The organism is Streptomyces sp. RKAG290 (assembly GCF_023701695.1).
GTDB lineage: Bacteria > Actinomycetota > Actinomycetes > Streptomycetales > Streptomycetaceae > Streptomyces.
Genome location: NZ_JAJOZC010000001.1, coordinates 7,792,895 through 7,817,940 on the forward strand (window position 1 = coordinate 7,792,895; position 25,046 = coordinate 7,817,940).

The window sequence follows — 25,046 nt, forward strand, 5'->3', positions numbered from 1 at the left end:
CACCCGGCTTGCACCGAACTTCCGACAGCCAAGAAGCGGATAGGGAAATCATGCACATCGTCCTGCTGGGAGCGCGGCCCGAGGTAGTGATCGAGCTCCACGACCTCGGCCACACCCTTACCTCCCTCTACACCGAGATCAACAAGGCCAACACCGAGAAGTACGCCGACCGCCTCGCGTACAGCGGGTTCATTCCGTCGTACGACGTCCCCGAACTGGCGTGGTCGGTGCTGCTCCACCTCGGGGTGGCCGACGAGGTCGATCTGGTCATCCCCAACCACGAGTTGGCGGTGGTGACGGCGGGCTTCCTCAACCGGCTCATCGGCGCCGAGTCGGACCGGCTGGACTTGCCGATCGCCATGGCCGGGCGGGACAAGGCTTATCAGAAGTCCCTGTGGACCGCGCACGGCGTGCCCACCGCCAGGTACGTCACCCTCACCAACACGCCCCGCTCGCTGAAGGAACTGCAGGAGGATGTGGGTGATCTGCGCGCCCCCTTCGTCGTCAAGCCGCCGGCCCTGGGCGGCAGTCGGCTCGTCACCGCGTGCGCCACGCTCGAGGACGTTTTCGAGACTCTGCGTGACAACGGCGAACTGCGCCACGCGGTGATCGAGGAGCGGCAGAGCGGCGACGAATGGCACCTGGACGGATCGGTGGTCGACGGGCGCGTCGAACACCTCATGGTGTCCCGCTATCTGGCACCGCTGATCGAGACGAAGCACGGATCGACGCTCCGCTCGGTCGCCTATCCGCCCAAGCACCACGCGGAACTCTATGGTCAGGCGCTGGAGTTCGCCCAGTCGGCGGTGGACGGCCTCGGCGGCCGTTGGGGCGTCTTCCATCTGGAGGTCTTCGGCGAGCCGGGGAGCTTCACCGCCGGGGAACTGGCCTGGCGGCCGGCAGGGGTACTGGCCCCGGAGTCCGCGGAGCGGACGATCGGTGTCAACCTGTGGGTCGCCCACGCCCGGCTGCTGGCCGGTGAGGAGCTGACGGTGCGGGCGCCGGAAGGTGACTCGGTCTTCGGCTTCGTCTGCCTGCCGGTCAAGCCCGGCGCGGTGAACGGAGTGACTCGTGAGGATCTGGAGAAGCTGCCCGGTGTCCGCCACATCCAGATGGTCGTCCAGCCGGGCCGGACCATGCGCGAGATGCATGCGAGCACCGTGTGTGTGGCGATGGCGCTCATCGAAGGCAAGGACATCGCCGACTGCGAACGGCTCATCAACGAGGCCGTCCAGTTGACCAGGGACCTGCACGACGCCAAGAGCGTGTGACGTCCCACGGACAGCGGCCGGGCGACCGGTGGAGAGGACCCAGGAGCCGATCATGAAGCGTGCGTGCCCTGATCCGTCACCCGAGGACGCGGCGCAGCCGTCCCCGGAGGAGGAGCGGTCGCACCTCGACCACTGGCGCGCCACGCTGGCAGGGGCCAATCCGTACCCCATCGCCCGGCCGTCACAGCCCACCGACGCTGCGGACACAGCCGCGCGGGACCGCCTGGCGGACCTCGGCGCGACGGGGCGGGGCCTGCACCGGCTGGCCCGGGAGACCGGGATACCGGTGCGGGCGCTCCTGATGGCTGCGCACGTCCGGGTGCTCGGCTCGCTCACCTCGCACCCGGAGGTGGTGACCGCGGTCGGCCGCGCCGCGTGCGGCGTCAAAGCCGGCGGCCTGGCGCCGATGCGGATCCGGTCGGCGGACCTGAGCTGGCTCGACCTGGCGCGCGCGGTGCTCGAGCTGGAGCGGGAGGCCGTCGGCCACACCGTCCCCTACCGGCACATCATGGACGTCGCGCCGGGCCTGCTGGTCGACAGCCGACTGTGCGTGACCGAGATCGGGCCGGAGGCGATCGCGGAGGGACGTGCGGGGACCGGGGCGACGAGTTCTCGCCCGACGCAGTCGACACCGCCCTGCCCGCGGACGACTTCCCGCCCGACGAGGACGGCTTCGCGCTGTCCGTGGACGTCACCGTCGACTCCCGCACCGACGCGGTCCTGGTGGACCTGGCCTGCGACCGACGGCAGGTGCATCCCGCGGTCGTGGCCCGGTTGGCGCACTACTACACGGGCGCGCTGACCTCCCTCGTGGCTGATCCGGCGGCGGTCGCCTCACGGGCCGATGTGCGTCCGTCGGACGAGATGGCCGAGATACGGACCTGGAGCACCGGACCTACACCGAGCGCGGACGATGTCGTGCCCCTCCACGCGCAGTTCCGGGAGTGGGTGGACATGCAGCCCGACAGTGTCGCCGTCTGTGACCTCGAAGGATCGCTGACCTACCGCGAACTCGACCGGAGAGCCGGCCGGCTGGCACACCGGCTGCACGCGATCGGGGTGCGGCAGGGCGACCGCGTCGGGGTGTGCGTCCCGCGTGGCATCGACCTCGTGGTCGGCCTCCTCGCGGTGCTGGCGACCGGCGCGGCCTATGTTCCGCTGGACCCCGAATTCCCGAATCAGCGCCTGGAGTTCATCGCGACGGACGCAGATCTGCGGTGCCTCGTGGTCGGTCCGGGTGTGGTGCCGCCCGCTACCGAAGTCCCCCTGGTGCCCGTCGCGGAGCGGGGCGGGCCGCCGTCGGGTGCGCGGGACGCCGCTTCGCCCCCGGCCGGGACCGATGGTGATGACGTGGCCTACGTCATCTACACGTCCGGCTCGACAGGTCGCCCGAAGGGCACCGTCATCGAGCACCGAAACCTGGCGAACTTCTTCCTCGGTATGGACCTCGCGGTCGGGATCTCCCCGCAGGACCGCGTCCTGGCGCTCACCAGCGTCTCGTTCGACATCTCCGTCCTGGAGATCATGTGGCCGCTGGTGCGCGGGCCACCACCATCATCGGCCCGGAACGCATGGTGGAGCAGATCTCCGGGACGGAGCGCTCTCTGGAGTCCCTGATCCGCAGGTTCCGCCCCACCCTGTTCCAGGCGACCCCGTCGTTCTTCACGGCCATGACCTCCCACCCGACGACCCTGCGGGCCCTGAGCTGCCTGCGCGCACTTCTGGTGGGGGGCGAGGCCCTGCCGCGTGGACTTGCCCGCCAGTTGATGGAAGCCATACCAGGAGTGCGTGTCCTGAACATGTACGGCCCGACAGAGACGACGATATGGTCCCTGACCCACGAGTTGGGCCAAGCGGACGTCCGAGACGCCTCACCGCCGATCGGGCGCCCGATCGCACATACGCGGCTCCGCCTGGTCGACGGGCTCGGCAATGACGCCTGCATCGGTGTCCCCGGCGAGCTGTGGATCGCTGGTGAGGGCGTGGCCCGCGGATACTTCCGCCGCCCGGAGCTGGACCAGGAGCGTTTCGGCGCGGTGGACGGGGAGCGCGTCGTCGCCGGAGCGGACCACGACCGCCTCACCGCTGTCGGGCACCGACCCGACGAGCGCACCTACCGGACCGGCGACCAGGCACGGTGGCGGGCGGACGGTGCGCTGGAGTTCCTCGGCCGTAACGATCGCCAGCTCAAGCTGCGGGGCCACCGGATCGAGCTCGACGAGATCGAGAGCGTGCTGTCCGAACACCCCGAGGTGGAGGCCGCGGCAGTGGTGGCCACGGAGCACGCCACCCGGGGGTGGAACTCGTGGCCTACGTACGCCCCCGGCCGAAAACACCCACGGAACCCCAGCTCGGCCAGTGGCGCGAGGTGTGGGACGTGCAGTACCGAAGGGACGGCGGCCCCTCCGGCGACGAGTCCTTCCCTGGCTGGATCGACAGCTACACCGGCGCACACCACCCCGAGCAGCACATGCGCGCCTGGCTCGATGCCACCGTCGCGCGCGTCCGGCGCCTCTCGCCCCGCCGCGTCGTCGATGTCGGAGCCGGCAGCGGCCTGCTGATGCGGGATCTACGCGCGGGAGTGGAGCACTACCTGGCGGTCGACATCAGTCCAGCGGCACTCGTGGCGGCCGAGGTGACCGCCGCAGCTCTGGGGAAACCGGGCGCTGACGTCGACTTCCTGGAGGGCGACGCGCTCATCCTGCGTGAGCTCCCGGCCGCCTCGGCGGACCTGGTTCTGCTCAACTCCGTCGCTCAGTACTTCCCGGACAGTCGCTACCTGACGCAGGTTCTCGACGAGGCTGTCCGTGTGGTCGGCCCACGGGGGGCGGTGTTCGTCGGGGACGTACGGGACGTACGGCTGCTCCCGATGTTCCACGCCGACGTGCAGGTGCAGCGCTCACCCCGCCTCACGACCGCCGCCGACCTCTCGGCCACCGTCGGCCGCCTCGTTCGCTCGGAGGAAGAACTCTGCCTGGCACCTGCGTACTTCACGCTGTTCGCGACACGGCACGACGGGTTCACCGCCCGCGTCGAGTGCAGGGCGGAGTCACCCTGGACGGAGATGTCGCGGTTCCGGTGGGACGTCACGCTCCTGGGCCCGGCACATCCGGCGGTGCGGCCCTGCCACTCGCAGCCGAAGGCCGTTGACTGGCAGGAGTCCCGGAGGCCGGCCCCGGAAGCTCTCGACGCTCTCCTGGACACCGCCCGTGCGGGCTGCGGTGTCCGGGTGACCGACGCGCCCAACTCCCGTCTGGTACGTCCCGAGGCCGCGCTTCGGCTCCTGACGCAGGCGCGGCCGACCGACACCGTCTGGGAGATTGCGCGGTCGCTGTGGACGGTCGGGACGGACCACGCCGTTGACCCCGCCGACCTTCACGCGCTCGGCCGGGCGAAGGGCCTCGACGTGCGGGTGGAACCCGCACGCTCGGGTCGGCTGAACTGCCTCGACGTCACCCTTGGATGATCTTCTGATGGGAAAGGTATGAACGAACCGTCCTCACTCGCACAGTCCCCGCTCGCGAACGACCCCTCGCGCACGAGGCGCGAGGCAGCCCTGCGCGCCGACATCCAGCGGTTCGCAAGAGGACACCTCGCGTCCCCCATGGTGCCGTCGCGCATCGTGGTCGTCGACGAACTCCCACGCCTTCCCAACGGGAAGACGGACCGTTCCCAGCTGCGTGCCCCGGAGACGCCCGAGAACCCACCGGACATCCCGGCCGGCCGGCCGGCCCCGGCCGACTCGACCGAGGCCGCCGCGTGTGCGCTGTGGGCCGACATCCTGGGCCTGGAGTGTGTCGATCCGGCGGCCGACTTCTTCGAGCTGGGCGGCACCTCGCTCACAGCCGTCCGGATGGTGGCCCAGTGGGCCGCCCGGGGTGGCGCACCCTTGGACCTCGCACACTTCCTGGAACATCCGACACCGCAGCACATGGCGCGCCTGACCGACGGGTACCGGGTGCCGGGCTTCTCCTGGCTGACGGACCCGCAACAGCTGACGACGCTCGCTGTCCTCCCCGCCGACATCCGCCCCTCCGACGCCCCGCCGCAGGCGGGACGAGCCGACCCTCACGGCAGCGTGCTCGTCACCAGAGCGGACGCCTATCTGGACCTCCTCCTCCTCCGTGAGCTCCTGGACCGGTCGGACGCCGTCGTCAATGTCCTCTTCCAGTCGGGTGAAGTGGCGGACACGACCCAGCGGCTTCACGACCGGATGAGGTCTTCCGAGCTGTGGCGTCCGCAGGACACGGGGCGTCTGCGCGCTGTCCCGGGCGACTTGTCACAGCCCTACCTCGGCGTGCCGCCCGCCTCCTACCGTGCTCTCGCGCGCGAGGTCGACCTGATCGTGCACACGGGCGAATGCTCGGACACGCGGGCCTCGTTCGAACAGCTGACACCGGTCAACGTCCTCGGGACGCAGGAAGTGCTCCGCTTCGCCGCCGCGGAGAAGCTCAAGCCCGTCCACTTCCTCTCGCAGCTGAGCGTGGCGCACCCGGCACACGAGACCGCGCCATCCCAGGACCAGCTCCTGCCGGCGAACGCCGTCAGTGGGGCGCTGCGCCAGAGCAAATGGATCGGCGAGCACTACATGCACCAGGCCGCCGCCCGGGGAATTCCCACGCGGGTCCACCGCCTCGGCCAGGTCGCCGCGCCCCGCGGACAGCACGTGGAGCTCGGCGACGCCTTCCTGTCCGCCCTCATCAGGACCTGCGTATCCCTGCGCGCCGCCCCGGACCTCGACCTCTCGTTCCCCGTCACCTCGATGTCGACCCTGTCCGGCATCCTGGCCCGACAGCTGTCCCGTCAGGAATTCCTCTCCCGGGCCCCCGGACGGGACGCGGAGGCCGGCGACCGCCCGTCGACGACGTACACCGCGGACACGAGCGACGTGGGCGAGATCGTCGACGGCCGGCCGGTGTCCTGGGGGGAGATCGTTTCCAACGTCCGCTTCACCGGTCGTGCCCTCGACGTCGTCCCGTACGACCACTGGCGGCAGTTGCTCCTGGCGACCGTCGAACGGTCCGAGATCCACCCCCTCACCCCGTTCCTGGCCCTCGTCACCGCCGACGGCCTGTGCCCCTCGCTGGGCTACCGTTCCTGGCCCGCTCTTCCCGGACAGGAGGAAGAACGGGCGGCGCCGGCGCCGTCCTTGGACCACGTCGCCGGCCGGGACCTGCTGCGGACCTATCCGTCGCGCGCGGACAACCTCCTTGTGACGACGGCCGCGGGTCTCGTCGTCCGCGAGCACACGGTCACCGTCCCGTTGGATCACGCCCGGCCGGACGGCCCGACGATCGAGGTGTACGCGCAGGAGGTGGTGTCCGCGCACCGGGAGGGTGACGACCTGCCGTGGATCCTCTTCCTCCAGGGCGGACCCGGTGCCCCCTGCCCGACACCGACCTCTGCCATCGGCTGGCTGGCCACCGCCCTTGAAGGGCACCGCGTCCTGCTTCTCGACCAGCGTGGCGGCGGGCGTAGCGCCCCCATCACGGCAAAGTCGACGGAAGGACGAAGCCCCGAGGAACTGGCTTCCTACTTGCGGCACTTCCGGGCGGACAGCATCGTCGCGGACGCCGAGGCGTTTCGCAAGCAGCTGGCCGGCAGCCGCAGATGGTCGATCCTGGGACAGAGCTACGGCGGTTTCATCGCCCTGACCTACCTGTCCACCGCCCCCGAAGGCCTGGACGCAGTGTTCGTCTCGGGAGGGCTTCCCGGTCTGTCCGCGTCCGTCGACGAGGTCTACGACCAGGCCTATACGGAGCTGCTGACGAAGAACGCCGCCTACTACACGGAGTATCCCGAGGACGAGGCGAAGATCCGCCGACTGGCCGCATACCTGGACGACCACGACGTCAAGCTGCCCGACGGCGATCGTCTGACCAGCCGTCGCCTCCGCCTCCTCGGCCGCAATCTCGGTATGAGCAACGGCTCCGAGCGGGTGCACCGGCTCTTCGAGCAGGCCTGGGACGGGGACAGGATCTCCGACGTCTTCCGCCGTGCGGTGGTGACCGAGACCGGGCTGGCGGACATGCAGCTCTACGCGCTTCAGGAGTTTGTCTACGCCCGGGCGGGGAGCAAGACGGGATGGGCCGCGCACCGCGCTCTGGCCCGCTTCCCGGCCTTCGCGGCCGACGGCGACGGACCGCTTCTTCTGTTCGGGGAGATGATGTTCCCTTGGATGTTCGAGGAGATCTCCCCCTCAAGCCGTTCAAGGACGTCGCGCATCTGCTCGCCGGCATGACGGACTACCCGGATCCTTACGACCTGGACGTGCTGGCCGCCAACGAGATACCCGTCGTCGCCCTGGTGTACGCGGGCGACCTCTACACGCCCGTGGAACTGCAACTGGCCACGGCGGCGGTCGTCGGGAACACCCGGCTCCTGATGACTGAGGAATTTCACCACAACGGCCTGATGCGCAACAGCGGGCTGTTCGACCGACTACTGGAGATGGCGAGGGCCGACACGGCGAACTGACGAGACTGCCGCGAGCTCCGGCAGCATCACCCCGCGGCCCACCTGCCGGCCCGCATCGTCCATACCTCCGCACCCGGGCTCCTCGATGCCACGGGTTCCACGACTTCACAATCCTGCAGATGAAAGTCAGAGCTTTGATATCAGGTAAAGGCCAGCCGACCGAAGCACCGGCACCACTGAGCGAACCCGGATTCCGATGGTTCTTCACCGGGCGGTCAATCTCGCTCCTGGGCAGCTCGATGGCACCCGTCGCGCTCGCCTTCGCCGTACTGGGCTCGTCACACAGCGCGGGTGACCTGGGGTCATCCTGGCGGCCCGCAGCATCCCGATGATCGTGTTTCTGCTCGTCGGCGGCGTTGTCGCGGACCGATTCTCCCGCAGAACAGTGCTCATGGCATCGAATCTGGGTGCGGCACTGACCCAGGGCGCTGTCGCGTGTCTGCTGATCTCGGGATCGTTCCACCTGGCGACGATCGCCGCCCTGGAACTTCTGAACGGTGCCATTACGGCCTTCACCTCACCGGCGTTGCGGGGAATCGTGCCCCAGCTGGTCGGCAGCGACCAACGGCAGCGGGCCAACTCGCTGCTGGGCTCGTCGAAAAACGCGATCTCCATCCTGGGACCGTCACTGGCCGGCGGCATCGTGATGAGCCTGGGCGGAGGCTGGGCCATCGCCATGGACGCCGCCACCTATCTGGCCGCGGCCTTCTTCATGGCCCGGCTGACGCTGCCGGACCGGGTGAAGAGCAGCCCAACGAGTTTCCTGAGCGAACTGCGCGAGGGCTGGACCGGGTTCCGCTCTCTCACCTGGGTCTGCGTGATCGTGGGGGCGTTCGCCATCACCAACTGCATCTACGTGGGCGTCTGGAACGTCCTCGGGCCCGCCTTGGCCAACGTCTCGCTGGGGGCCGCCGCCTGGGGCGCCGTGCTCAGCGCCCGGGCGATCGGCGTACTGGTCGCGAGTGCCGCGATGTACCGACTCACGGCGTTGCGTTCCCTCACGACAGGGCTGGTGCTCTTTGCACTCGGTGCGTTCCCGATGATCGTGCTGGGTCTGAACGGCAGCGTCTACCTGCTCGCACCGGTCGCGTTCGCAGCCGGTCTGGGCCAGGGGGTGATGGGCATCACCTGGGAGACCTCACTGCAGGATCATGTCCCCAACACCCTGCTGTCCAGGGTGGCCGCCTACGACGATCTGGTCTCCTACATCGCGGTCCCCGTCGGCCAGATCAGCGTCGCGCCGCTCGCCTCCGCGTTCGGCGACACACAGGTGATGGTCATCGGCGGCATCCTGTTCGGCCTGGTGTCGGTCGCCCCCGTGCTCTCCCGCTCGGTACGCCGGCCCGGCCCGCCAGCTCCCGAACCGGCCAGAGCTGCCGCGTCTTCCTGAGCGGCGGCGCGGAAGCAACGGTCCGGTGGCGACGGCGCGCGACCACCGGGCAGCCGCCAGTCTCCGCATACCGAGGATCAGCGCTGGTCGCCCGCGTCTCCTCAGCGACCCGCGAGCAAGACCACGATCACTGCTGTGAAACGGCGTGCGCAGGCGGATACTGTCGGGGCTCATGCGAATCCTTGTACTTGGCGGCACATCGTTCGTGGGCCGGGCCGTCGTGAACGATGCTCTCCGGACCGGCGCGGAGGTGACCCTCTTCGGTCGGGGCCGGACGGGACCCGAACTGTTTCCGAATGTGCCCAGGCGAATCGGCGACCGGGACACCGGTGACTACACAGCCTTGCGCGACGATCGTTGGGACGCGGTGGTCGATGTCAGCGGATACGTGCCGCGCCATGTCAGGCAGGCGATGGGGGCGCTCGGCGACCGAGTCGGAAGATACCTGTTCATCTCGAGCCAAGCGGTGTACGTACGGGCAGGTGTGGGGCCGGGCTCGGACGAGGACACACCGCGTCGGCCACCGGTCCGTGATACCGAGGAATTGACCGAAGAGACCTACGGGCCGCTCAAAGCGGCCTGCGAGGATGACGTGTCGGCCCGATACGGTTCACAGGCAACGATTGTGCGGCCAGGCAAGGTGGTAGGGCCGCACGATGCGCAGAATGGGCTTACGTACTGGGCGCGCCGGGCCGCGCGTGGCGGCCGGGTGGCCCTGCCGGGCAGGGCCGAGCAGCCGGTCCAAGTGATCGACTCGCGTGACCTGGCCCGCCTTGCGGTGCAGCTGCTTGTGGACGACAGACCTGGTGCGTTCCATGCCGTCGGTCCGGCCGAGCCGACCACGATGGCCGAATTGATCAACACCTGCGCGAGAGTCGCGGGCAGCCAGGTCGAAGTCGTTCCGGTGCCCGCCGAAGCGGTGCCCCCTTTCTTCCCTCTGATCCGACCCGAGTCGATGTGGTCGACGCAGCAGCGCAGTCCGGCTCGCGCCCGAGCCGCCGGCATGCCCGCGACTCCGTTGGCGGTGACGGTCGCTGACGTGCTGGCGTGGGACCGCGAGCGCGGCGAAACACCGCTGGGGCACGGGTTGTCCCCAGAAGAAGAGGCGAAACTGCTCGCCGGAACGTGATCACCGGAGCGGGCCATGTTGCCCAGCCACAAAACGATCTGAGGACCCGTTCATCAGCGACGCCCTGGCGCGCGCATCCAACTGACCATGCGGCAGGGCAGGGCGTGGCCCGCTTCGACTGCGCGATATCCCGGCACGACTTCGGCAAGAGCGGAACCTGGCCTGACCGAGGCGGACGAGGTCACCGCGACCGCCGACGGCATCCGGGTCGTTCGCAGCATCAACGCCTCCCGCATCACCCAGGTACTCACCCTCACCGAGGGAAGCCGCCGTCTCGACATCGACACGGTCATCGACTGGCGGGAGTGCGAGAAGATCCTGAAGGTGGCCTTCCCGCTCGACGTCCGGGCGGCGGAGTCCAGCGCCGAGATCCCCTTCGGCCATGTCCGCCGGCCCACGCACACCAACACCAGCTGGGACAGCGCACGGTTCGAGATCTGCGCCCACCGCTATCTGCACCTGGGGGAGCCCGGCTGGGGCGCGGCCCTGGTCAACGACTCCAGCTACGGCCACGACGTCACGCGGGACGTGCGCCCCGACGGTGGAACCACCACCACGGCACGGATCTCCCTGTTGCGTGCTCCGCTCTTCCCCGACCCGGACTCGGTCCGGGGCGAGCACCGCCTGCGGTACGCGCTGGTACTCGGCGCGGACGTCCAGGACGCCGTTCGCGAGGGCTACCACTTCAATCTGCCCGAGCGTGCCGTGCCCGGCAGCGCCGTCGTCGACCCGCTCGTGCGGGTCGACGGAGAGGGCGTCGTCATCGAGGCGGTCAAGCTCGCCGACGACCGTTCGGGTGATGTGGTCGTCCGCCTCTACGAGTCGGCCGGAGGCCGGGCGCGAACCACTCTCTCGGCGGGCTTCTCCCTCGCCGCGGCGCGGATCACGGACACTCTGGAGCGCCCGCTCAACGACGAACCCACGCTGTCCTGTGCCAGCACCGACCTGGCTCTGTCACTGCGGCCCTTCCAGATCCTGACGGTCCGTCTGACCCCCATGGCCTGACCGTTGGAGAAGCGGCTGGACTGAACAGTGGGTAGCGCGCGTCGTGCCGCCGGGGCGGCTCGCCGGTACGACGCGCCTACTTGCCGGGCCTTTCCACAACCGATCCATCCGGCCGCTCCTGGCACGCCTGCGACCTCGATCTCACAGGCGTCACTATCGACCGCACCCTGAACCGCCGCGCGGAGTTCTCCGGCGACCAGGCAGGTGTGCGATGACTTCTGCCCACTCAAGCAGTCTGTAGAGGAGACACGCGACTGTGGTTCGAGGAAAGGTGGCGCTCATGGAAATCGGCCGCGTATTGATGGTTGCGCCCGTGGGGAACGTGGAGACTGCGGTGGCGTGGTACGAAAAGCTGCTGGGACGCCCGGCGGACACCCGGCCGATGCCGTCGCTGGCAGACTGGCACCTCACTACAGGGGGCTGGCTCTCGGTCTTCGAGGACGCCGAGCGTTCTGGTTCGGCGCTCCTCAATCTGGAGGTTCCCGATCTGGACGAGGCGCTTGCGCAACTCGAGGAACGCGGTCTGGCTGCGGGGCCGGTGCAGGCCGGCGGTACGCGTACCCGGTTCGCTTCCCTCGAAGACCCGGACGGCAACCGGGTCACGCTGCTGGAGAACCCCGCGGCCTGACCTCAACTCAACTCACCGCTGGGACGGACGCCCGAACCGCCGACCGTGATCCTTCGGCCCCCATTCAGTCACTTCGGCAGATCAGCGGAGAGAAAGGGAGCAAGGAGCGCGAACAACGCGTCGGGGCGTTCGAGGGGAATGATGTGGCCGCAGTCCTGGAGATGGTGTCCGACCAGTTCATCGGCGATGGGACGGAGCTGGCGTTCGAGCCCGGTGCCGACGGGTGAGAGCCGACAGTCATGGTGGGCATGGTCAGCCGAGCCGTCGCGACGGCGTCCTGGATCTGCTGCGCGCTGGTGGGCAGGGCGCGGTAATAGGAGAACGCGCAGCGCAGGGCCTCACTCCCGGCGTACGCGTGGATGAAGGCCGCTCGGATATCGTCGGGTACTCCTCGCCCGAGCGTCCCCGAGTTGAGGAACCAGTCGATGTACGGGGCCTCGTTGCCGGCGAGGACGGTCTCAGCGAGGCCGGGGACGGCGTGGAAGCCGAACCACCACGGAGCACCGCCCGCGACGACGTGCTCTGCTCCGGGCAGGCGGCCTAGCAGTGCCTCCATCACGACCAGGCGCCGAACGAGACGGGGCCGGCGCAGCGCGAGCAGGACGGCGGGGCGGTGCCCGCGTCGATGCCGACCACCGCTGCCGAGGGCTCGCCGAGTGCGTCGAGCAGCCCTTCGGCGTCGGCGGCGAGGGTGCCGGCGTCGTAGCCGTCGACGGCACGTTCGCTCGCGCCGAAGCCTCGCAGGTCCGGGGCGATAACCCGGTACTGCCCGGCCAGCCGGCCCATGATGCCGCTCCAGAGTTGCCAGGTGTGCGGGAAGCCGTGCAACAGGAGAACCGCAGGCCCGTCCCCGGAGATCGCGACGTTGAGGTGGACGCCGTTCGTCGCGATGCGGCGCAGGTGGTGTGTGGTGGTGACGGACATGACGGCTCCTCCGGCTGGTTACCATTGGTGACTACAGAACGATAGGTAACTGCCTGGCCGGTTCCTAGACGGCACTTTCAGGGAAGGTGGTGAGCCACAGGTGACCACCCGAGAAGCCCAGGCCGCCGGCCGTGGGGTCCGCGGCGATCTGTTCGATCCAGATTGTCCGACGCGGAAGTTGCTGGACCGCATCGGTACGAAGTGGACGTCCATGGCCGTCAAGACGCTCGCCGATGCCGCACCGGACGAGGTGCGCTTCGCGGAGCTGAGACGCCGGATGCCCGGCGTCTCGCAGAAGATGCTGTCCGTGACGCTGCGAAACCTGACGCGCGACGGGCTGGTGAGGCGCCGGGTCGAACCGGCCGTGCCGCCGCGGGTCTACTACCGGCTCACCGGACTCGGGCTGTCCCTGGAAGCCGCGCTCGCGGGGCTGCGGACCTGGGCGGAGGAGCACATGGCAGAGATCGACCGCGCCAACGAAACCGCCGACCAGGAAGATGAGGGGTAGACAGGCCGGTTCCGCGCTCGGCAAGGGTCGCTGGGCACTCGATGTAGCCGGCGCCGCCGCCCTGATGCCGAGTCGGCTTGTCAGATCGACGTCGGAGGTGGACGCGATGAAGCGGTACTGCGGACTGCTGGGCGAAGGAGAAGGAAGGGATATCGCCGGGGGAGTGGCCGATCCTGCCACCCGGCCTGTGGCCAGGATCGCCGGCGGCCTGGACGTGCCAGTGTCCGGATGGACCACATGTCGCTGACCCTGTCCGTCGAGGCTTGGTTCCCTTCTGGTGATGCGCGGGCCGGGCGCAGTCGGATCACGTTGCCCTCGATGATCGGCAGTGACCCTCCGTGATCGCCCCCCGCCGCCCGGTGGGTGAGCCGGGGATGCGGCCGGTCCCACGCTTGCGCCATCGCCGTGTTCGGGCACGGCCATCGGGTAGCCGTGCGGCTCCGACGTGCGGATTCTCGACGAGGGCCGCAACCTGGGAGGGAAGTGAGCGCGCCGGCACAGCCATGTGGCCGGGTGGGGCCGTCGGGGGAGACCGGAGGCGATCCGTCCAATGGCATCAGACGTCGCGCTGCTGGTCGTGGACGTGTCGGGAACAGTGCTTGAGTGGACTCAGGGCGCCGAAGAGGCATTCGGCCGGACCGCTTCACAAGCGCTGGGGCGACCGGCCTGGGAGCTGCTCCCCGCCACGGCGCGGCCGGACGCCGAGAATCTGTGGGCGCGGATCGGCGGTGCGGAGGCCGAAGGGCTGATGTTGCGACCGGTGGTCCGCGGGGACGGCTCCAGCGCCTGGGGTGTGTACCGGGCGGCGTCCGGTGAGGGCGACGACCCGCTCGGCAAGGCTCTGCTGAGGGCCCTGTTCACTCTGTCCCCGATCGGAATGCAGGTCGTGGACCCCGACTTGCGGATCCTCCGGGTGAACACGGCAGCCGGCGGCATCCGTGGGATACCTGCCGAGCGTCTGGTCGGGCGTCGGCTGGACGAGGCATTCCGGGTCACGAGCCCCGAGGCGACGACGGCCATGGTGCGAGAGGTGCTCGCCACAGGTGAGCCCGCGATCGACAGGATCGTGGGGGCGAACCCGCCCAGCGACCAGGACCGGGAGCATTTGTACGAGGTCTCGGTGTTTCCGCTCCATGATTCCGACCGGCAGGTGCTCGGTGTCGCGAGCTCGGTGGTCGACGTCACCGAACGTGAGCGAGCCCTGTCGCGTACCCGGATCCTCAACGCCGTACGAGAACACGTCGGCCGCACGCTGGAAATGGACACAACCTGTACGGATCTGGTTCGCGTGCTGGTGCCCGCCTTCGCGGACGAAGCAGAGGTGCACCTTCTCGACCCGGTCATCCGCGGGGACGAGCCCCCGTCCGCGCCGGTGGCGCCCGACGTGCCGCTACGGCGTATGGGGTTTGCCTCCACGGAGCGCCTTCCTTCATCCGAGGACCCGGACCTGGGGCCGCTCCGCTTTCCGACAGCCTGGTCGCAGTCGCTCACCGACCTGCAGCCACACCTCATCGTCCACTCCCCGCCCCAGGCGCCGGGCGCGCCCCAAGCGCATTCCGCCATCATCACCCCCCTGACCCTGAGGGGCGGAGTGCTCGGGACGCTGAGTCTCCACCGATCCACCGAGCGCCCGGTATTCGAGCAGAGGGACCTCGACCTCGCTCTGGACCTGGCCGCACGCACTGCCCTGCACATCGACAACGCCCGGCGCTACACACGTGAACACACCATCGCCCTCACGCTGCAGCGCCACCTCCTCCCGCAGAGCACTCCCGTTCGCGCTGCCCTGGAAACGGCCCACTTCCTCCGGCCGGGAGCGGTGGGCGGCGGTTGGTTCGACGTCATTCCGCTCTCCGGTGCGCGTGTGGCCTTCACGGTCGGCCGTGTCGCCGGGCAAGGGATCCAGGCGACCACAGCCATGGGGCAGATACGAACCGCCATCCATACCTTGTCCTCGCTGGACCTCGAATGCGACGAGTTGCTGGCCCGGCTCAACGACACGGTCGCGCGCCTCGCCACCGAGCGTTCCGCCCTCGACCCCGGCCACACCCCGCCCGAAGCGGAGCTGACCGCGGGATGTGTGTACGGCATCTACGACCCGCTGTCCCACAGCTGCACGGTCGCTCTCGCCGGTCACCCGCCCCCGCTGCTCGCGCACCCCGGCGGGGCCACGGCCATCCCTGATTTTCCCCAGGCTCCGTCTCTCGGCACGGGCACGGACGGCGCGGTGTTCGCATCCACCTGTTTCGACCTGACTGAGGGAAGCATCATCGGGCTCCACACCGATACGTTCCTGCCTCCGGAGGACCCCCGCACCGGTGCACGCCGGGAGGAACTCCGGGAGGTCCTCGCGGACACCGGCCGCTCACTGGACGCGATGTGCGAGGAAGCAGTCCGGAAAGCCGCTCCCGAGGGGCACGCCACCGACGCCATCCTGCTCCTCATCCGTGCCCACGCGCTGGAGGCCGACCGGGTTGCCAGGCGGGACCTGCCGGCGGACCCCGCTGCCGTGGCCACCGCACGTGCCTGGGCCCGTCGGCAGCTGGCCGACTGGAGGCTCGACGAACTCACCTTCGGTACGGAACTCATCGTGAGCGAACTCGCCACCAACGCCATCCGCTACGGCAAGCTCCCCTTCGAGTTGCGTCTCATCAACGGCCCGGCTCTGACCTGCGAAGTCCGCGATTCGAGCCTCGTCGCGCCGCACCTGCGCCACGCTCAGGCCACGGAAGAGGGCGGCCGCGGGCTGTTCATCTGTGCCGAGCTCGCCCACCGGTGGGGCGCCCGCTTCACAAGCGAGGGCAAGACGATCTGGACGGAGCAGGAGATGCCCCCGTCCAATCAGTCCGCTCAGGTGTAGCGGAACGCCTTCCCCGGCGGGCATCCTGCGTAGTGCTCATCGACCAGCCTCGGTCACCAGGCCGTCCGCGTCCCTGAGCTCGCGCTTGAGGACCTTGCCGGTGGCATTGGTGGGCAGGGCTGCGCGGAAGTCCACAATGCGGGGGTACTTGTAGCCGGCCATCTGCTCCTTGCACCAGGCGATCAGCTCCTCCTCGGTGAGCGTCGCCCCTGGGGCGCGGACCACGCACGCCTTGATCTCCTCGCCGTGGCGGTCGTGGGGCACACCGATGACGGCCGCCATGCTCACGGACGGGTGGGTGAGCAGAACTTCCTCGATCTCCCGCGGGTACACGTTGAAGCCACCACGGAGAATCATGTCCTTGGCCCGGTCCACGATGTAGAACCATCCGTCGGAGTCGCGGCGGGCAAGGTCACCGGTACGGAACCAGCCGTTGCGCATCACCTCGGCGGTCGCCTCGCGGCGGTTGTGGTACCCCTTCATGACGTTGTGGCCGCGGACGACGACCTCACCGACAGCGTCGGCGCCCTGTACCGGTGCCCAGTCCTTGTCGACCAGGTCAACCTCCACCCCCAGACGGGGCGGCCGATGGAGCCTGGGCGAGCCTTCTCGCCGCGCGGGGCGAAGGTGGCCACCGGGCTGGTCTCCGAGAGGCCGTACCCCTCCATGATGGTGACCCCGAAGCGTTCGCTGAACCGGCGGTGGATCTCGACCGGCAGCGCGGATCCCCCCGACCCGGCCATCCGCAGGTTCTGCGCGATCCGCGACGAGTCCAGGTCGGGCGCCTCGGCCTCGAGGAGGGCCCAGTACATCGTGGGAACACCCGCGAAGAAGGTGACCGCATGACGCTGCATCAGGGCCAGGGCGGACAGGGGGTCGAAGCGCGGCAGCAGAACCAGCGTCGCCCCGAGGCGAGACCGGCGTTCATCTGCGTGACCTGGCCGAAGGAGTGGAAGAGCGGCAACGCGATCAGGTGCACGTCGTGCTCGACCTCACCGAACAACTTGTGGCAGGTCAGCACGTTGAGCATCACGTTGGAGTGGCTGAGCTCAGCGCCCTTGGGTCTGCCGGTGGTGCCGGAGGTGTACAGGATGACCGCCGTGTCACCGGGCTCCGTATGCACCGTCTCGAAGTCCGCGCTCCGGCCGGCCAGCGCCGCGGTCAGGGTCTCGGCGCCCGCGAGAGGTGAGTCCTCGCTGGGGGTGGCGGTCATCAGGAAGAAGTTCTCGCAGCCGGGAGTCCCACTGAATCCGGACCAGCCCTCCTGGCCCATCGGAAGCTCCGTGCTGCCCTCGAAGCAGAGTAGGCCTTGGCCTCGGAGTCGGCCAGATGGTAGGCGATCTCACGGCCCTTGAGCAGCACGTTGAGCGGGACGGCCACCGCGCCGGCCTTGAGGATGCCGTAGTAGATGATCGGGAACCACGGGAGGTTCGGGCAGGACAGTGCGACCTTGTCGCCCGGTCCGACCCCGCGCGAGTGCAGCAGGCCGGCCACGCGGCAAGCGGCCGCGTCCAACTCCGCATAGGTCAGCCGCTGTACACCCAGCACGACCGCCGTGCGCTCGGGCACGGCGCGAGCGCTGGTTTCCAGGAGGGTGGCAAGGTTGAGCATGAGGACTCCGTAGGGGTGCTTCGGCGGGTATGCCGACGGACGCGAGGCCGGCTTCAGCCGCGCAACGCGGCAGCGAAGAGTGCGGGCAGTTTCGCCAGGCTCGGCGCCGCCGTGAAGCGGGTGAGGCGCTTCACAGTGGTCAGCGCCGTGCGGTGGGTGACGAAGTACGGGGGGCGCGGGGACAGCGACGGGTCTCCTGTGACCAGCCCACGCGGGGCCGGTGTGAACGGGGCGCGCAGTACGGTCTTCTCGATCTCTTCGAGCATGAACGCGTTGTGCACGAAGCCGATGCCGCTGCCGATGTCCGCAGGAGTGTGGCCGGGGAAGGCACCCCAGGGAGTGAAGCCGAGCAGGAAGCCGACGGCCGACCAGCAGTTGATGCCCAGTGTGCCGTAGCGCAGTTCGGCGATGGCGGCGGCCATGGCCTCCTGGTTCGTCTTCTCGGTCCGCGGGTGGACGATCAGGGTTGCGCCGAGGGTGCCGGGCAGAGTGTCGTTGGCGAAGCCGACGGCGTGGCGGAGGAATTCGGCCGGCCCCGCGCCCGGCAGACGTACGACACCCAGGGCGCTGCCGAAGACCTCGTCGATCACCAGCAGGTCGTCATGGTCGGTGATGTCGGGAACGAGCAGTCGACAGCCGTCGCCGTGTACCTCCGCCGACGGATGGGCCGCTCGTACCGAGGCGAGGCGGTCGGCGGCGCCGGGGTAGTAGTCGGTGCGCGGCGGCAGTTCGCGCAGCACGCGCCGTATCTCGTCGAGCAGTCGCTCGGTGCCGTCCCAGTCACGAGGCAGGAGCAGGATCTGGCTGGCGATGCAGTTGTGGCCGGAGTTGTTCATCTTGCTGGTGACGATGTGTTCGGCCTGGAATCGGAAGTCGGCATCGCTCCACGGCCCCGGCACCACGATGCAGGGGCTGACGCCGCCCAGTTCGCTGCTGAAGGACTTGCTGATCAACGGGAGGTTGTCACGGCGGCGCTGCTCGGCATCGTCGTCGGTACCCCAGACGATGGCGTCGTGGGTGCGCTCGCTGCCCGTGACATGGATGGCGTCGACGCCTTCGTGGCGGCAGAGATAGCCGCCCTCGGCCGGGCCACCGTCGACGAAGGCCAGCCAGCCCCGTTCGACGAACTCGGCGAAGACGTACTCGAAAATGGGGCGCAGGTAGGCGTTGACCGGGTTCATCTTGGCGATGACGACCTGGCCCTCCGCGTAGAGCTTGTGCAGGATGTCCAGCGCGGTGATGGCGGCGACGTTGCCGGCGCCGAGCACCAGGGCCAGGGCGGGGTCGCCCTGCCTGCCCCGGTATTCGCCCGCGGCGCAGGCCCGCGTCTGCTCCGCGGTGACGCCGGGGCGCATCCACACCTGTGCCGTGAACCCGTTGAGCAGCAGGGAGTCCCAGCCCGTGGCGGGGAAGACGTTCACGCGGGTGCGCCCGTTCTCCTCGTGAACCGCCCGTCCGGCCAGCGGGTCCCTGCCCGCGGCGATCCGTCGAAGGACGTGGAGGTAGGCCGCGGTGTTCTGGGCGAGGGCCCAGGGCCACCGGTCCAGTCCTCGGCCGCCCAGGGGAGTCCGGTCCGTATCCCTTCGCCGTGGCGCCCGCACCGGCCATCTCGACCGCACGCGCGATGATGCGGGGCTGCAGCCTCTCCAGGAGGGCGATGCGTTCGGTGAGCGGGGTGCTGGACCAGGACTCGGCGTTGCCGCGTACGTGGGCCACGGTGCGGTCGAGGGCGGAGGTGTCGAGGGCGCTTGTGTTCAACGTCGTTCCTTGCGGAAGGGGAGGAGTGGGTGGCGCGCGGCCTGCTCCGTACGCTGTGCGAAGAGCAGGCCCCCGCGTGTGGTCACGCTGACAGCCGGCGGGCGTCGCGGTCCGGGTCGATCAGCGTGAGGGCGGCGGCTCCACTCAGCAGGAGCACGGCACCGGTGATCAGGACCGCGTACCGGTAGCCCTCGGCACCGTGGGTGTCCACGAGGCGCCCGATCAGCGTCGGGGCGATCAGGCCGGCGGTGGTCACCACGGCGTTCATGATGCCCAGGGCACCGCCGCGACGGTCGGCCGGAGCGAGTTCCGTGACGGTGGTGACGGCGACGCTGCTCATCGCTCCGGCGAGCCCGAATCCCGCGACCAGGAGTATGACGGTCACGGCACCGGCCGGAGCCACCGGCAGGGTGAGGCATGCCGCGGCGCCGATGAGCAGCAGTACGCCGCCGACTCCGCCGCGCGCCCAACGGCTCGCCGTCCCGCGGCGCAGCAGCCATCCGGTCAGACCGGCCTGCCCGAGCACCACGACGCCGCCCAGACCCCAGACCAGCATCACCACCTGCGTGGACCCGGCCGAGGTGTAGCCCAGCGAGTCCTGGAGGTAGGAGGGGAGCCAGACCAGGGCGAACGCGATGACCCAGTAGGTTCCGAAGTAGGCGGCCGTGGCACCGATCCAGGTGCGGGTCGCGAGGATCCGTCGGTAGGGCATCCTGGACCGGGCCGGACCCGGCGCGGCTTCCACCGCAGCCTTCTCGTCCCTCCCGTGGCCGGTGCCCGACGCGGTCGCGTACGGCCCCTCTCCGCCGAAGGTGATCCACAGCAGCGCCCACACGACACCGGTGAGAGCCACCATGGCGACGGCCGAGCGCCAGCCGTGGTGCTGGATCACCCAGGTGAGTACGGGAGCGGCCACCAGGACCCCCAGGGTGATTCCGAGGACGATGAACGCCCCGGGCAGGTTGCGCCGGTGGTTCGGAAACCAGGACAGGGTGGCCTGCTGGGCGACGGGGAAGGCGGGCCCCTCGGCAGCACCGAGGAGAACCCTTGAGGTGATCAGCACCGCCAGCCCGCCGCCCACCGCCATCGGTGCCTGAGCGGCGGACCAGAGCACGGCCATCGCCACAATCAGCCACTTGGGCCGTATGCGGTCCGCGAGCAGCCCCACCACGGCGCCGGAGATCGAGAACAGCAGGAAGAAGGCGCTGCTGGCGAGTCCGAAGGCCGATGCGGACAGGCCGAGGTCCTGTCGGATCTCCTCCGCGGCAAGGCCGAGTACGGACTTGTCGGCGAAGTTGATCATCATGAAGACGACGAGCAGCGCGGTGACGATCCACGCTCGGCGTCTCGTGCTGCTCTGCGCCCTCGGGGGGACGGCGGGCACAGCGGGTGCGACATCGGTGTCGGTCACAAGGGCTCCGCGGAGACTGGATGGGGGAGGGGAAGGGGCCGGGCGCTCGTTCAGGAGAGCGGGACGCCCGCGATGGCGATGCGCTCCATGACACGGCGCTGCGGGAAGTAGTCGCTGATCGCGTAGTGCTGGGTGGCGATGTTGTCCCAGATCGCGACGGAGCCCGGCTGCCAGCGGAAGCGCACCTGGTACTCGGGAATACGGGCCTGGAGGACGAGCTCCTCGAGCAGATCACGGCTCTCCACGTCCGACAGGCCGACGATCCGGGTGGTGAAGGGCTCGTTGACGTAGAGCAGCTTGCGGCCGGTGCGCGGGTGGCGGACGACCACCGGGTGCTCGACGGCCGGCAGGTTCTCCCGGTGCGCCGCGACCTGGCTTTCGGTCATCAGGGCGCCCCAGCTCGGCACCCAGTCGTGCACGGCGGTGAGGCCCTCGATGCGGGCCTTCATGGACTCGGTGAGGTTGTCGTAGGCGGCAGCCATGTCCGCCCACATGGTGTCGCCGCCGGCGGAGGGGACCTCGACGGCACGCAGGACGGAGCCGAGCGCCGGCGCGGCCATGAACGAGTGGTCGCTGTGCCAGATGTTCTCGGTACCGGTGGCCATGGCGTCCTTGGCCAGACGGGAGACGCCGACGGTGTCGCCCTTGGGGAAGAAGGGGTTGGCCTCCGGCTCGCCCCACAGGGCGGAGAACGCGAGCTGGGACTGCGGGTCGAAGGCGTGCTGGTCGCGGAAGAAGAGCACCTTCCACTCCAGCAGGGCCTGCCGGATCTCCTGCGCGAGGTCCTCGCCGACGGGGTGGGAAAGATCGACGCCCCGATCTCGGCGCCGATGTGCGGGGTGAGGGGGCTGACGTCCAGAAGCCGGTAGGCGGGCTGCTCCGCGCCCGGTGCGATGCGGTCGAGCATGCGCTTCCCGTAGTGCATCAGCGGCTTGTCGAGCGCGGGAGCGGGGGTGGTGACGACGCTGTCCATGAGTCCTCCACGAGGGCGGCCTGAATATCGTTACGGGGAGTATCGTTATTAGGGCGCGAGGAAGCAAGGGTCCGTGCAACATGAAAATGTGCAGCCGGAAAGCCGAAGCCGGGAGCTGTCAGCCGCCGGTGCCGGCCGCCCGGGCGACCAGATCGACCAGTGAGTCCACGAAGCGGGCGTCGGGCAGCTCCAGCTCGCCGATCAGCCGGAAGATCAGTGGTGCTGCCACCAGAGTCGCCGCGGCCCGGACGTCGGTGTCAGGGCCCACGTCACCGCGGGCGATACCCCGTTCGAGGATGCGCCGCGTCTCGCTCGTGATCCGCTCGGTGTACTCGGCGTACTGGCCCCGCCCGCGCCCGCATCGGCCGACGCCCCGATCAGGCCCGCGATCAGCCGGTCCGAACCAGGCAGTCGGTAGGCCTCCAGGCGAGCGGTGAGTACGAACCGGAGCTCGGCACGGAAGTCGCCCAGATCGGGCACCGACAGGGCGCCGATGCGGGTTTCCGCGGCGGCGATGATCAAATCCTGCTTGGTGGGCCACCGCCGGTAGATGGCGGGCTTGCTCACCCCGGCCCGTGCCGCTACGGCGTCCATCGTGACCGCCCCGATCCCCTGCTCGGTGACGAGGCCGACGACCGCTTCGAGGACGGCTCCGGCGACCCGCTCCTCGCGCGGTCGACCCGGTCCTCGCACGGCCCCGTCCCGCTGCATACCCACCATGCGCAGAGACTACGGCCTCCACCGCCACCACCCCGCGTCACACCCTCACCTGTGGGGTGGCGACCGGCGGAGCCGCGAGCCTCTGGCACGGACGCGGGACGTATCGCTCGGGCCCTTCGCTGCCCTGCGCGTGGGGCCCGGAGGTGGTGCGCCTGGCGGGCCATCAATTCCCGGCACGGCACGGTGCGGTGCGCATGGAGAGGGGGCGTTCTCGCACATATTTGCGTGCCTGGCCGCCGGACGTGGCCCATTTGCGTGGATCCTTACTCCGGGTGACCCACCTGTGGTTGTCGGGCGGCTACCGGGGAAGCAGCGAGATGACACGACGGAACGGCCACCGGTTTCGGTTGCCCGGTGTGAGGAGATGGGTCTGTGAGCAGTGTGTGGACGTACAGGCAGGACAGCGGTTACACGCACGGGCAGTCACTGGCGGGCTTCACGGTGGAGGCCTCTGACGGGGGCATCGGGCACGTGGACCGTCAGCAGGACCAGCCCGGCATGCAGCACCTGGTGGTCGACACAGGCGTGTGGAAGTTCGGCAGGAGCGTGCTGATCCCCGCCGGAGCTGTCACCGCTGTCGACACCGAAGCGCAGACGGTGAAGGTCGCACCGCCCCGGGAGGAGATCAAGTCCGCTCCCCGCTTCACCACCGACAGCGAGACAGCCGACCATGACTACCTCTCTGCGGTCGGCGACTACTACCTCTCCCGCCTCTGAGCGAAGGGGCGCCCTTCGCAGGCGAGGCAGGGATCGTTCCCGGGCACGCATCCCATTTGGTGCCCGGGAACGCCGGGGCGGGGGCGTTTCGCTCCGGCTCTGGGATGGTGTGGCGCGGTTTCGCTGTCCGTGAGTGGTTCCAGGTGCTGCACACCGCAGGACATCACTGTCAGTCCTCACAGAAAACCTGTCGTGGCGAAGGTAGACATCTGGGTCTTGCTGGGGTTAGTGTCTTGTCCGTAGCCAAGAGATCGAGCAGGCTCGGCAGAGATGAACTGCTGGGAAGCAGTACACGTATGTGCAGGTCGGTACGGTGGTGGAGTTCCGAAGCCAGGATTGTTGCTGGATGGTGACGGGGCTGACGACCGGACCGGGTGGCCCGCAGTGATCAGGGGCCGCCGTGAGCAGTGCCGCAGTTCACGCAGTGGCAGGACCAGCAGCGAAGTAACAGCAGTCCCTCGGTAAAGGCGTCAGGCTGCGGCGCGCGTGCCGGGAAGTTCGGCAGTGGGGTTCCAAGCCAGAGCGGATGCAGGACGGGCGACGGGGCTGGCTGCCGGAAGGTGGCGCTTGATCAAGCCACGAGCAGTTCGCTTCACCAGCAGTACGCAGTTCCCGCAGGTAAGCAGTTGATCCCCAGAGGGAAGAACGGAGGAGTTGAGCGCCATCAGGATCGCCCGGGCGGAATGACTGAGCTCGGGTACCGCAGGACATCGATAGTGAGGTGGTCTCCGGTCAAGCAACCGCGATCCCCGCACCCCCGACAGAGTTCAGGTCGGGTCTGCGGAACAGAGGGCCGGCGCAGTACCAGGGCCGGCTGATGGTGTAGCAGTTCCTTCGGGGCCCTGGTGCCATTGGCACCAGGGCCCCTCCGACGCGTGTTTCACAGGAAGGTACAGATGACAGCAGACGACTCGTTCGGCCGTCTCGATGACGACCACTACCCCGCCTACACCATGGGCCGGGCAGCCGAGATGCTTCACACCACCCAGGGTTTCCTCCGCGCCATCGGCGAAGCCCGCCTCATCACCCCGCTCCGCTCCCCAGGCGGCCACCGCCGCTACTCCCGCTGTCAACTGCGCATCGCTGCCCGCGCCCGGGAACTCGTCGATGCCGGCACCCCCATCGAGGCCGCCTGCCGCATCGTCATCCTCGAAGACCGGCTCCAAGACGCTCAGCGCATCAACGCCGAACATGGCCGCACCGCTTGATAAGCGGCGCCCCGATCGAGCGAGATCGGCCACGGAGGGTGCACCCTGCCCGCCGCCTTCAGCCTGTGTGACACCCGACCGCCGGACCAGGCGCTCCTTCAGCTCGCTGTAGAGCGGGAAGCGGCGGTAGCGGTTGCGGCGTCGGCGTGGATGGTGAAGACCCGGTCCAGGCCGACAATGGACAGGACTCGGGCGGTATTGGCAGGAACCGCGGCCAGGGCGATGTCGGCGCCGTGCTCGGCCGCGAGGTTGCGGGCGGCGAGCAGCGCGTTGATGCCGCTGGAGTCGCAGAATTGCAGGCCGGCCAGATCCAGCACCAGCAGTTGCCCGGACGCCAGGATGAGGCGGTCCACGGCCTCGCGGAGGTCGGGGGCCGTTCCGTATTCAAGGTCACCGGTGATCTCCAGTACGGGCCCGGTGGCGGCGTCCCGAGAGATGATCGTCAGCGGGCTCATA

Annotated in this window: 22 protein-coding genes and 4 pseudogenes; 15 read left to right on the top strand and 11 right to left on the bottom strand. The window is 69.3% G+C overall.

Annotation, left to right across the window (positions count from 1 at the left end; genetic code table 11):
- Positions 1-50: 50 nt before the first annotated feature.
- The 4 genes and pseudogenes from LNW71_RS34505 to LNW71_RS37145 form a co-directional block, all read left to right on the top strand.
- Positions 51-1,271 (top strand): ATP-grasp domain-containing protein, encoded by a 1,221-nt coding sequence (locus LNW71_RS34505; RefSeq protein WP_250971771.1) that lies wholly within the window; start codon positions 51-53, stop codon positions 1,269-1,271.
- Positions 1,272-1,323: 52 nt separating this feature from the next.
- The gene (locus LNW71_RS34510; protein WP_250971772.1) at positions 1,324-2,073 is read left to right on the top strand and encodes a hypothetical protein; all 750 of its coding nucleotides are present in this window, start codon (positions 1,324-1,326) and stop codon (positions 2,071-2,073) included.
- On the top strand, positions 1,956-2,888 hold the full coding sequence (locus LNW71_RS34515) for an AMP-binding protein (protein WP_250971773.1): 933 nt from the start codon (positions 1,956-1,958) through the stop codon (positions 2,886-2,888). Before LNW71_RS34510 ends, LNW71_RS34515 begins: the two co-directional genes overlap by 118 nt.
- A pseudogene (locus tag LNW71_RS37145) lies at positions 2,843-3,211 on the top strand (AMP-binding protein); the annotation flags it as partial. The gene LNW71_RS34515 and the pseudogene LNW71_RS37145, both read left to right, overlap by 46 nt.
- On the opposite strand, the gene LNW71_RS34520 reads toward LNW71_RS37145, so the two are convergent.
- Positions 3,143-3,556, bottom strand: coding sequence for a hypothetical protein (locus tag LNW71_RS34520; protein WP_250971774.1), 414 nt, complete (start codon positions 3,554-3,556; stop codon positions 3,143-3,145). The pseudogene LNW71_RS37145 and the gene LNW71_RS34520 sit on opposite strands and share 69 nt — an antisense overlap.
- A 20-nt stretch (positions 3,557-3,576) precedes the next feature.
- Here LNW71_RS34520 and LNW71_RS34525 point away from each other — a divergent pair, with 20 nt between their 5' ends.
- The 7 genes from LNW71_RS34525 (at position 3,577) to LNW71_RS34555 (ending at position 11,900) form a co-directional block, all read left to right on the top strand.
- A complete protein-coding gene (locus LNW71_RS34525) occupies positions 3,577-4,737 on the top strand; it encodes a class I SAM-dependent methyltransferase (protein WP_250971775.1) in 1,161 nt (386 codons plus the stop codon).
- A gap of 18 nt (positions 4,738-4,755) precedes the next feature.
- A complete protein-coding gene (locus tag LNW71_RS36650; RefSeq protein ID WP_308294548.1) occupies positions 4,756-7,512 on the top strand; it encodes an alpha/beta fold hydrolase in 2,757 nt (918 codons plus the stop codon).
- Entirely contained in the window at positions 7,509-7,748 is a 240-nt protein-coding gene (locus LNW71_RS36655) for a hypothetical protein (protein ID WP_308294549.1), read from the top strand. Before LNW71_RS36650 ends, LNW71_RS36655 begins: the two co-directional genes overlap by 4 nt.
- Before the next feature lie 307 nt (positions 7,749-8,055).
- Positions 8,056-9,138, top strand: a complete 1,083-nt coding sequence (locus tag LNW71_RS34540) for an MFS transporter (RefSeq protein WP_285803268.1) — start codon at positions 8,056-8,058, stop codon at positions 9,136-9,138.
- A 172-nt stretch (positions 9,139-9,310) separates the two neighbouring features.
- Positions 9,311-10,267: an NAD-dependent epimerase/dehydratase family protein gene (locus LNW71_RS34545; RefSeq protein ID WP_250971777.1), complete on the top strand. Its 957-nt coding sequence runs from the start codon at positions 9,311-9,313 to the stop codon at positions 10,265-10,267.
- An 87-nt stretch (positions 10,268-10,354) separates the two neighbouring features.
- Positions 10,355-11,272, top strand: coding sequence for a glycoside hydrolase family 38 C-terminal domain-containing protein (locus tag LNW71_RS34550; protein ID WP_374119496.1), 918 nt, complete (start codon positions 10,355-10,357; stop codon positions 11,270-11,272).
- Between the two features lie 280 nt (positions 11,273-11,552).
- A complete protein-coding gene (locus LNW71_RS34555) occupies positions 11,553-11,900 on the top strand; it encodes a VOC family protein (protein WP_250971778.1) in 348 nt (115 codons plus the stop codon).
- A 68-nt stretch (positions 11,901-11,968) separates the two neighbouring features.
- Here LNW71_RS34555 and LNW71_RS34560 read toward each other — a convergent pair.
- Positions 11,969-12,824: pseudogene (locus LNW71_RS34560) on the bottom strand (alpha/beta fold hydrolase).
- Between the two features lie 100 nt (positions 12,825-12,924).
- Between LNW71_RS34560 and LNW71_RS34565 the strand changes: the two are divergent.
- Both LNW71_RS34565 and LNW71_RS34570 read left to right on the top strand, forming a co-directional pair.
- On the top strand, positions 12,925-13,332 hold the full coding sequence (locus LNW71_RS34565; RefSeq protein ID WP_250971779.1) for a helix-turn-helix domain-containing protein: 408 nt from the start codon (positions 12,925-12,927) through the stop codon (positions 13,330-13,332).
- Between the two features lie 550 nt (positions 13,333-13,882).
- A complete protein-coding gene (locus tag LNW71_RS34570; RefSeq protein ID WP_250971780.1) occupies positions 13,883-16,192 on the top strand; it encodes a SpoIIE family protein phosphatase in 2,310 nt (769 codons plus the stop codon).
- A gap of 36 nt (positions 16,193-16,228) precedes the next feature.
- Here the strand turns inward: LNW71_RS34570 and LNW71_RS36660 are convergent, their stop codons facing one another.
- The 8 genes and pseudogenes from LNW71_RS36660 to LNW71_RS34600 form a co-directional block, all read right to left on the bottom strand.
- Complete coding sequence (locus LNW71_RS36660; RefSeq protein WP_308294550.1) at positions 16,229-16,762, bottom strand: AMP-binding protein; 534 nt, start codon at positions 16,760-16,762, stop codon at positions 16,229-16,231.
- Positions 16,672-17,465: pseudogene (locus LNW71_RS37150) on the bottom strand (AMP-binding protein). The gene LNW71_RS36660 and the pseudogene LNW71_RS37150 overlap by 91 nt, the downstream one beginning before the upstream one ends.
- Positions 17,405-17,803: an AMP-binding protein gene (locus LNW71_RS36675; RefSeq protein ID WP_308294553.1), complete on the bottom strand. Its 399-nt coding sequence runs from the start codon at positions 17,801-17,803 to the stop codon at positions 17,405-17,407. Before LNW71_RS36675 ends, LNW71_RS37150 begins: the two are co-directional and overlap by 61 nt.
- 53 nt (positions 17,804-17,856) lie before the next feature.
- Complete coding sequence (locus LNW71_RS34580; RefSeq protein WP_250971781.1) at positions 17,857-19,422, bottom strand: aldehyde dehydrogenase family protein; 1,566 nt, start codon at positions 19,420-19,422, stop codon at positions 17,857-17,859.
- Between the two features lie 221 nt (positions 19,423-19,643).
- The gene (locus tag LNW71_RS34585; protein ID WP_250971782.1) at positions 19,644-20,972 is read right to left on the bottom strand and encodes an MFS transporter; all 1,329 of its coding nucleotides are present in this window, start codon (positions 20,970-20,972) and stop codon (positions 19,644-19,646) included.
- A 50-nt stretch (positions 20,973-21,022) separates the two neighbouring features.
- Positions 21,023-21,945, bottom strand: a pseudogene (locus LNW71_RS34590) (TauD/TfdA dioxygenase family protein).
- A gap of 118 nt (positions 21,946-22,063) precedes the next feature.
- Entirely contained in the window at positions 22,064-22,243 is a 180-nt protein-coding gene (locus tag LNW71_RS34595) for a TetR-like C-terminal domain-containing protein (RefSeq protein WP_250972254.1), read from the bottom strand.
- A complete protein-coding gene (locus LNW71_RS34600) occupies positions 22,159-22,665 on the bottom strand; it encodes a helix-turn-helix domain-containing protein (RefSeq protein WP_250971784.1) in 507 nt (168 codons plus the stop codon). The genes LNW71_RS34595 and LNW71_RS34600 overlap by 85 nt, the downstream gene beginning before the upstream one ends.
- Before the next feature lie 372 nt (positions 22,666-23,037).
- Here LNW71_RS34600 and LNW71_RS34605 point away from each other — a divergent pair, with 372 nt between their 5' ends.
- On the top strand, positions 23,038-23,382 hold the full coding sequence (locus LNW71_RS34605; RefSeq protein ID WP_250971785.1) for a PRC-barrel domain containing protein: 345 nt from the start codon (positions 23,038-23,040) through the stop codon (positions 23,380-23,382).
- 896 nt (positions 23,383-24,278) lie between these two features.
- The gene (locus tag LNW71_RS34610) at positions 24,279-24,590 is read left to right on the top strand and encodes a MerR family transcriptional regulator (protein WP_250971786.1); all 312 of its coding nucleotides are present in this window, start codon (positions 24,279-24,281) and stop codon (positions 24,588-24,590) included.
- A gap of 98 nt (positions 24,591-24,688) precedes the next feature.
- On the opposite strand, the gene LNW71_RS34615 is transcribed toward LNW71_RS34610, so the two are convergent.
- Entirely contained in the window at positions 24,689-25,045 is a 357-nt protein-coding gene (locus LNW71_RS34615; protein ID WP_250971787.1) for an STAS domain-containing protein, read from the bottom strand.
- Position 25,046: the final 1 nt, after the last annotated feature.

Coding starts and splice junctions, on each gene's coding strand:
- LNW71_RS34610 (WP_250971786.1), top strand. CDS start 24,279: ATGACAGCAGACGACTCGTTCGGCCGTCTCGATGACGACCACTACCCC.
- LNW71_RS34550 (WP_374119496.1), top strand. CDS start 10,355: ATGCGGCAGGGCAGGGCGTGGCCCGCTTCGACTGCGCGATATCCCGGC.
- LNW71_RS34510 (WP_250971772.1), top strand. CDS start 1,324: ATGAAGCGTGCGTGCCCTGATCCGTCACCCGAGGACGCGGCGCAGCCG.
- LNW71_RS34545 (WP_250971777.1), top strand. CDS start 9,311: ATGCGAATCCTTGTACTTGGCGGCACATCGTTCGTGGGCCGGGCCGTC.
- LNW71_RS34555 (WP_250971778.1), top strand. CDS start 11,553: ATGGAAATCGGCCGCGTATTGATGGTTGCGCCCGTGGGGAACGTGGAG.
- LNW71_RS36655 (WP_308294549.1), top strand. CDS start 7,509: ATGACGGACTACCCGGATCCTTACGACCTGGACGTGCTGGCCGCCAAC.
- LNW71_RS34600 (WP_250971784.1), bottom strand. CDS start 22,665: ATGGTGGGTATGCAGCGGGACGGGGCCGTGCGAGGACCGGGTCGACCG.
- LNW71_RS34615 (WP_250971787.1), bottom strand. CDS start 25,045: ATGAGCCCGCTGACGATCATCTCTCGGGACGCCGCCACCGGGCCCGTA.
- LNW71_RS34505 (WP_250971771.1), top strand. CDS start 51: ATGCACATCGTCCTGCTGGGAGCGCGGCCCGAGGTAGTGATCGAGCTC.
- LNW71_RS36650 (WP_308294548.1), top strand. CDS start 4,756: ATGAACGAACCGTCCTCACTCGCACAGTCCCCGCTCGCGAACGACCCC.
- LNW71_RS36675 (WP_308294553.1), bottom strand. CDS start 17,803: ATGCTCAACCTTGCCACCCTCCTGGAAACCAGCGCTCGCGCCGTGCCC.
- LNW71_RS34570 (WP_250971780.1), top strand. CDS start 13,883: ATGGCATCAGACGTCGCGCTGCTGGTCGTGGACGTGTCGGGAACAGTG.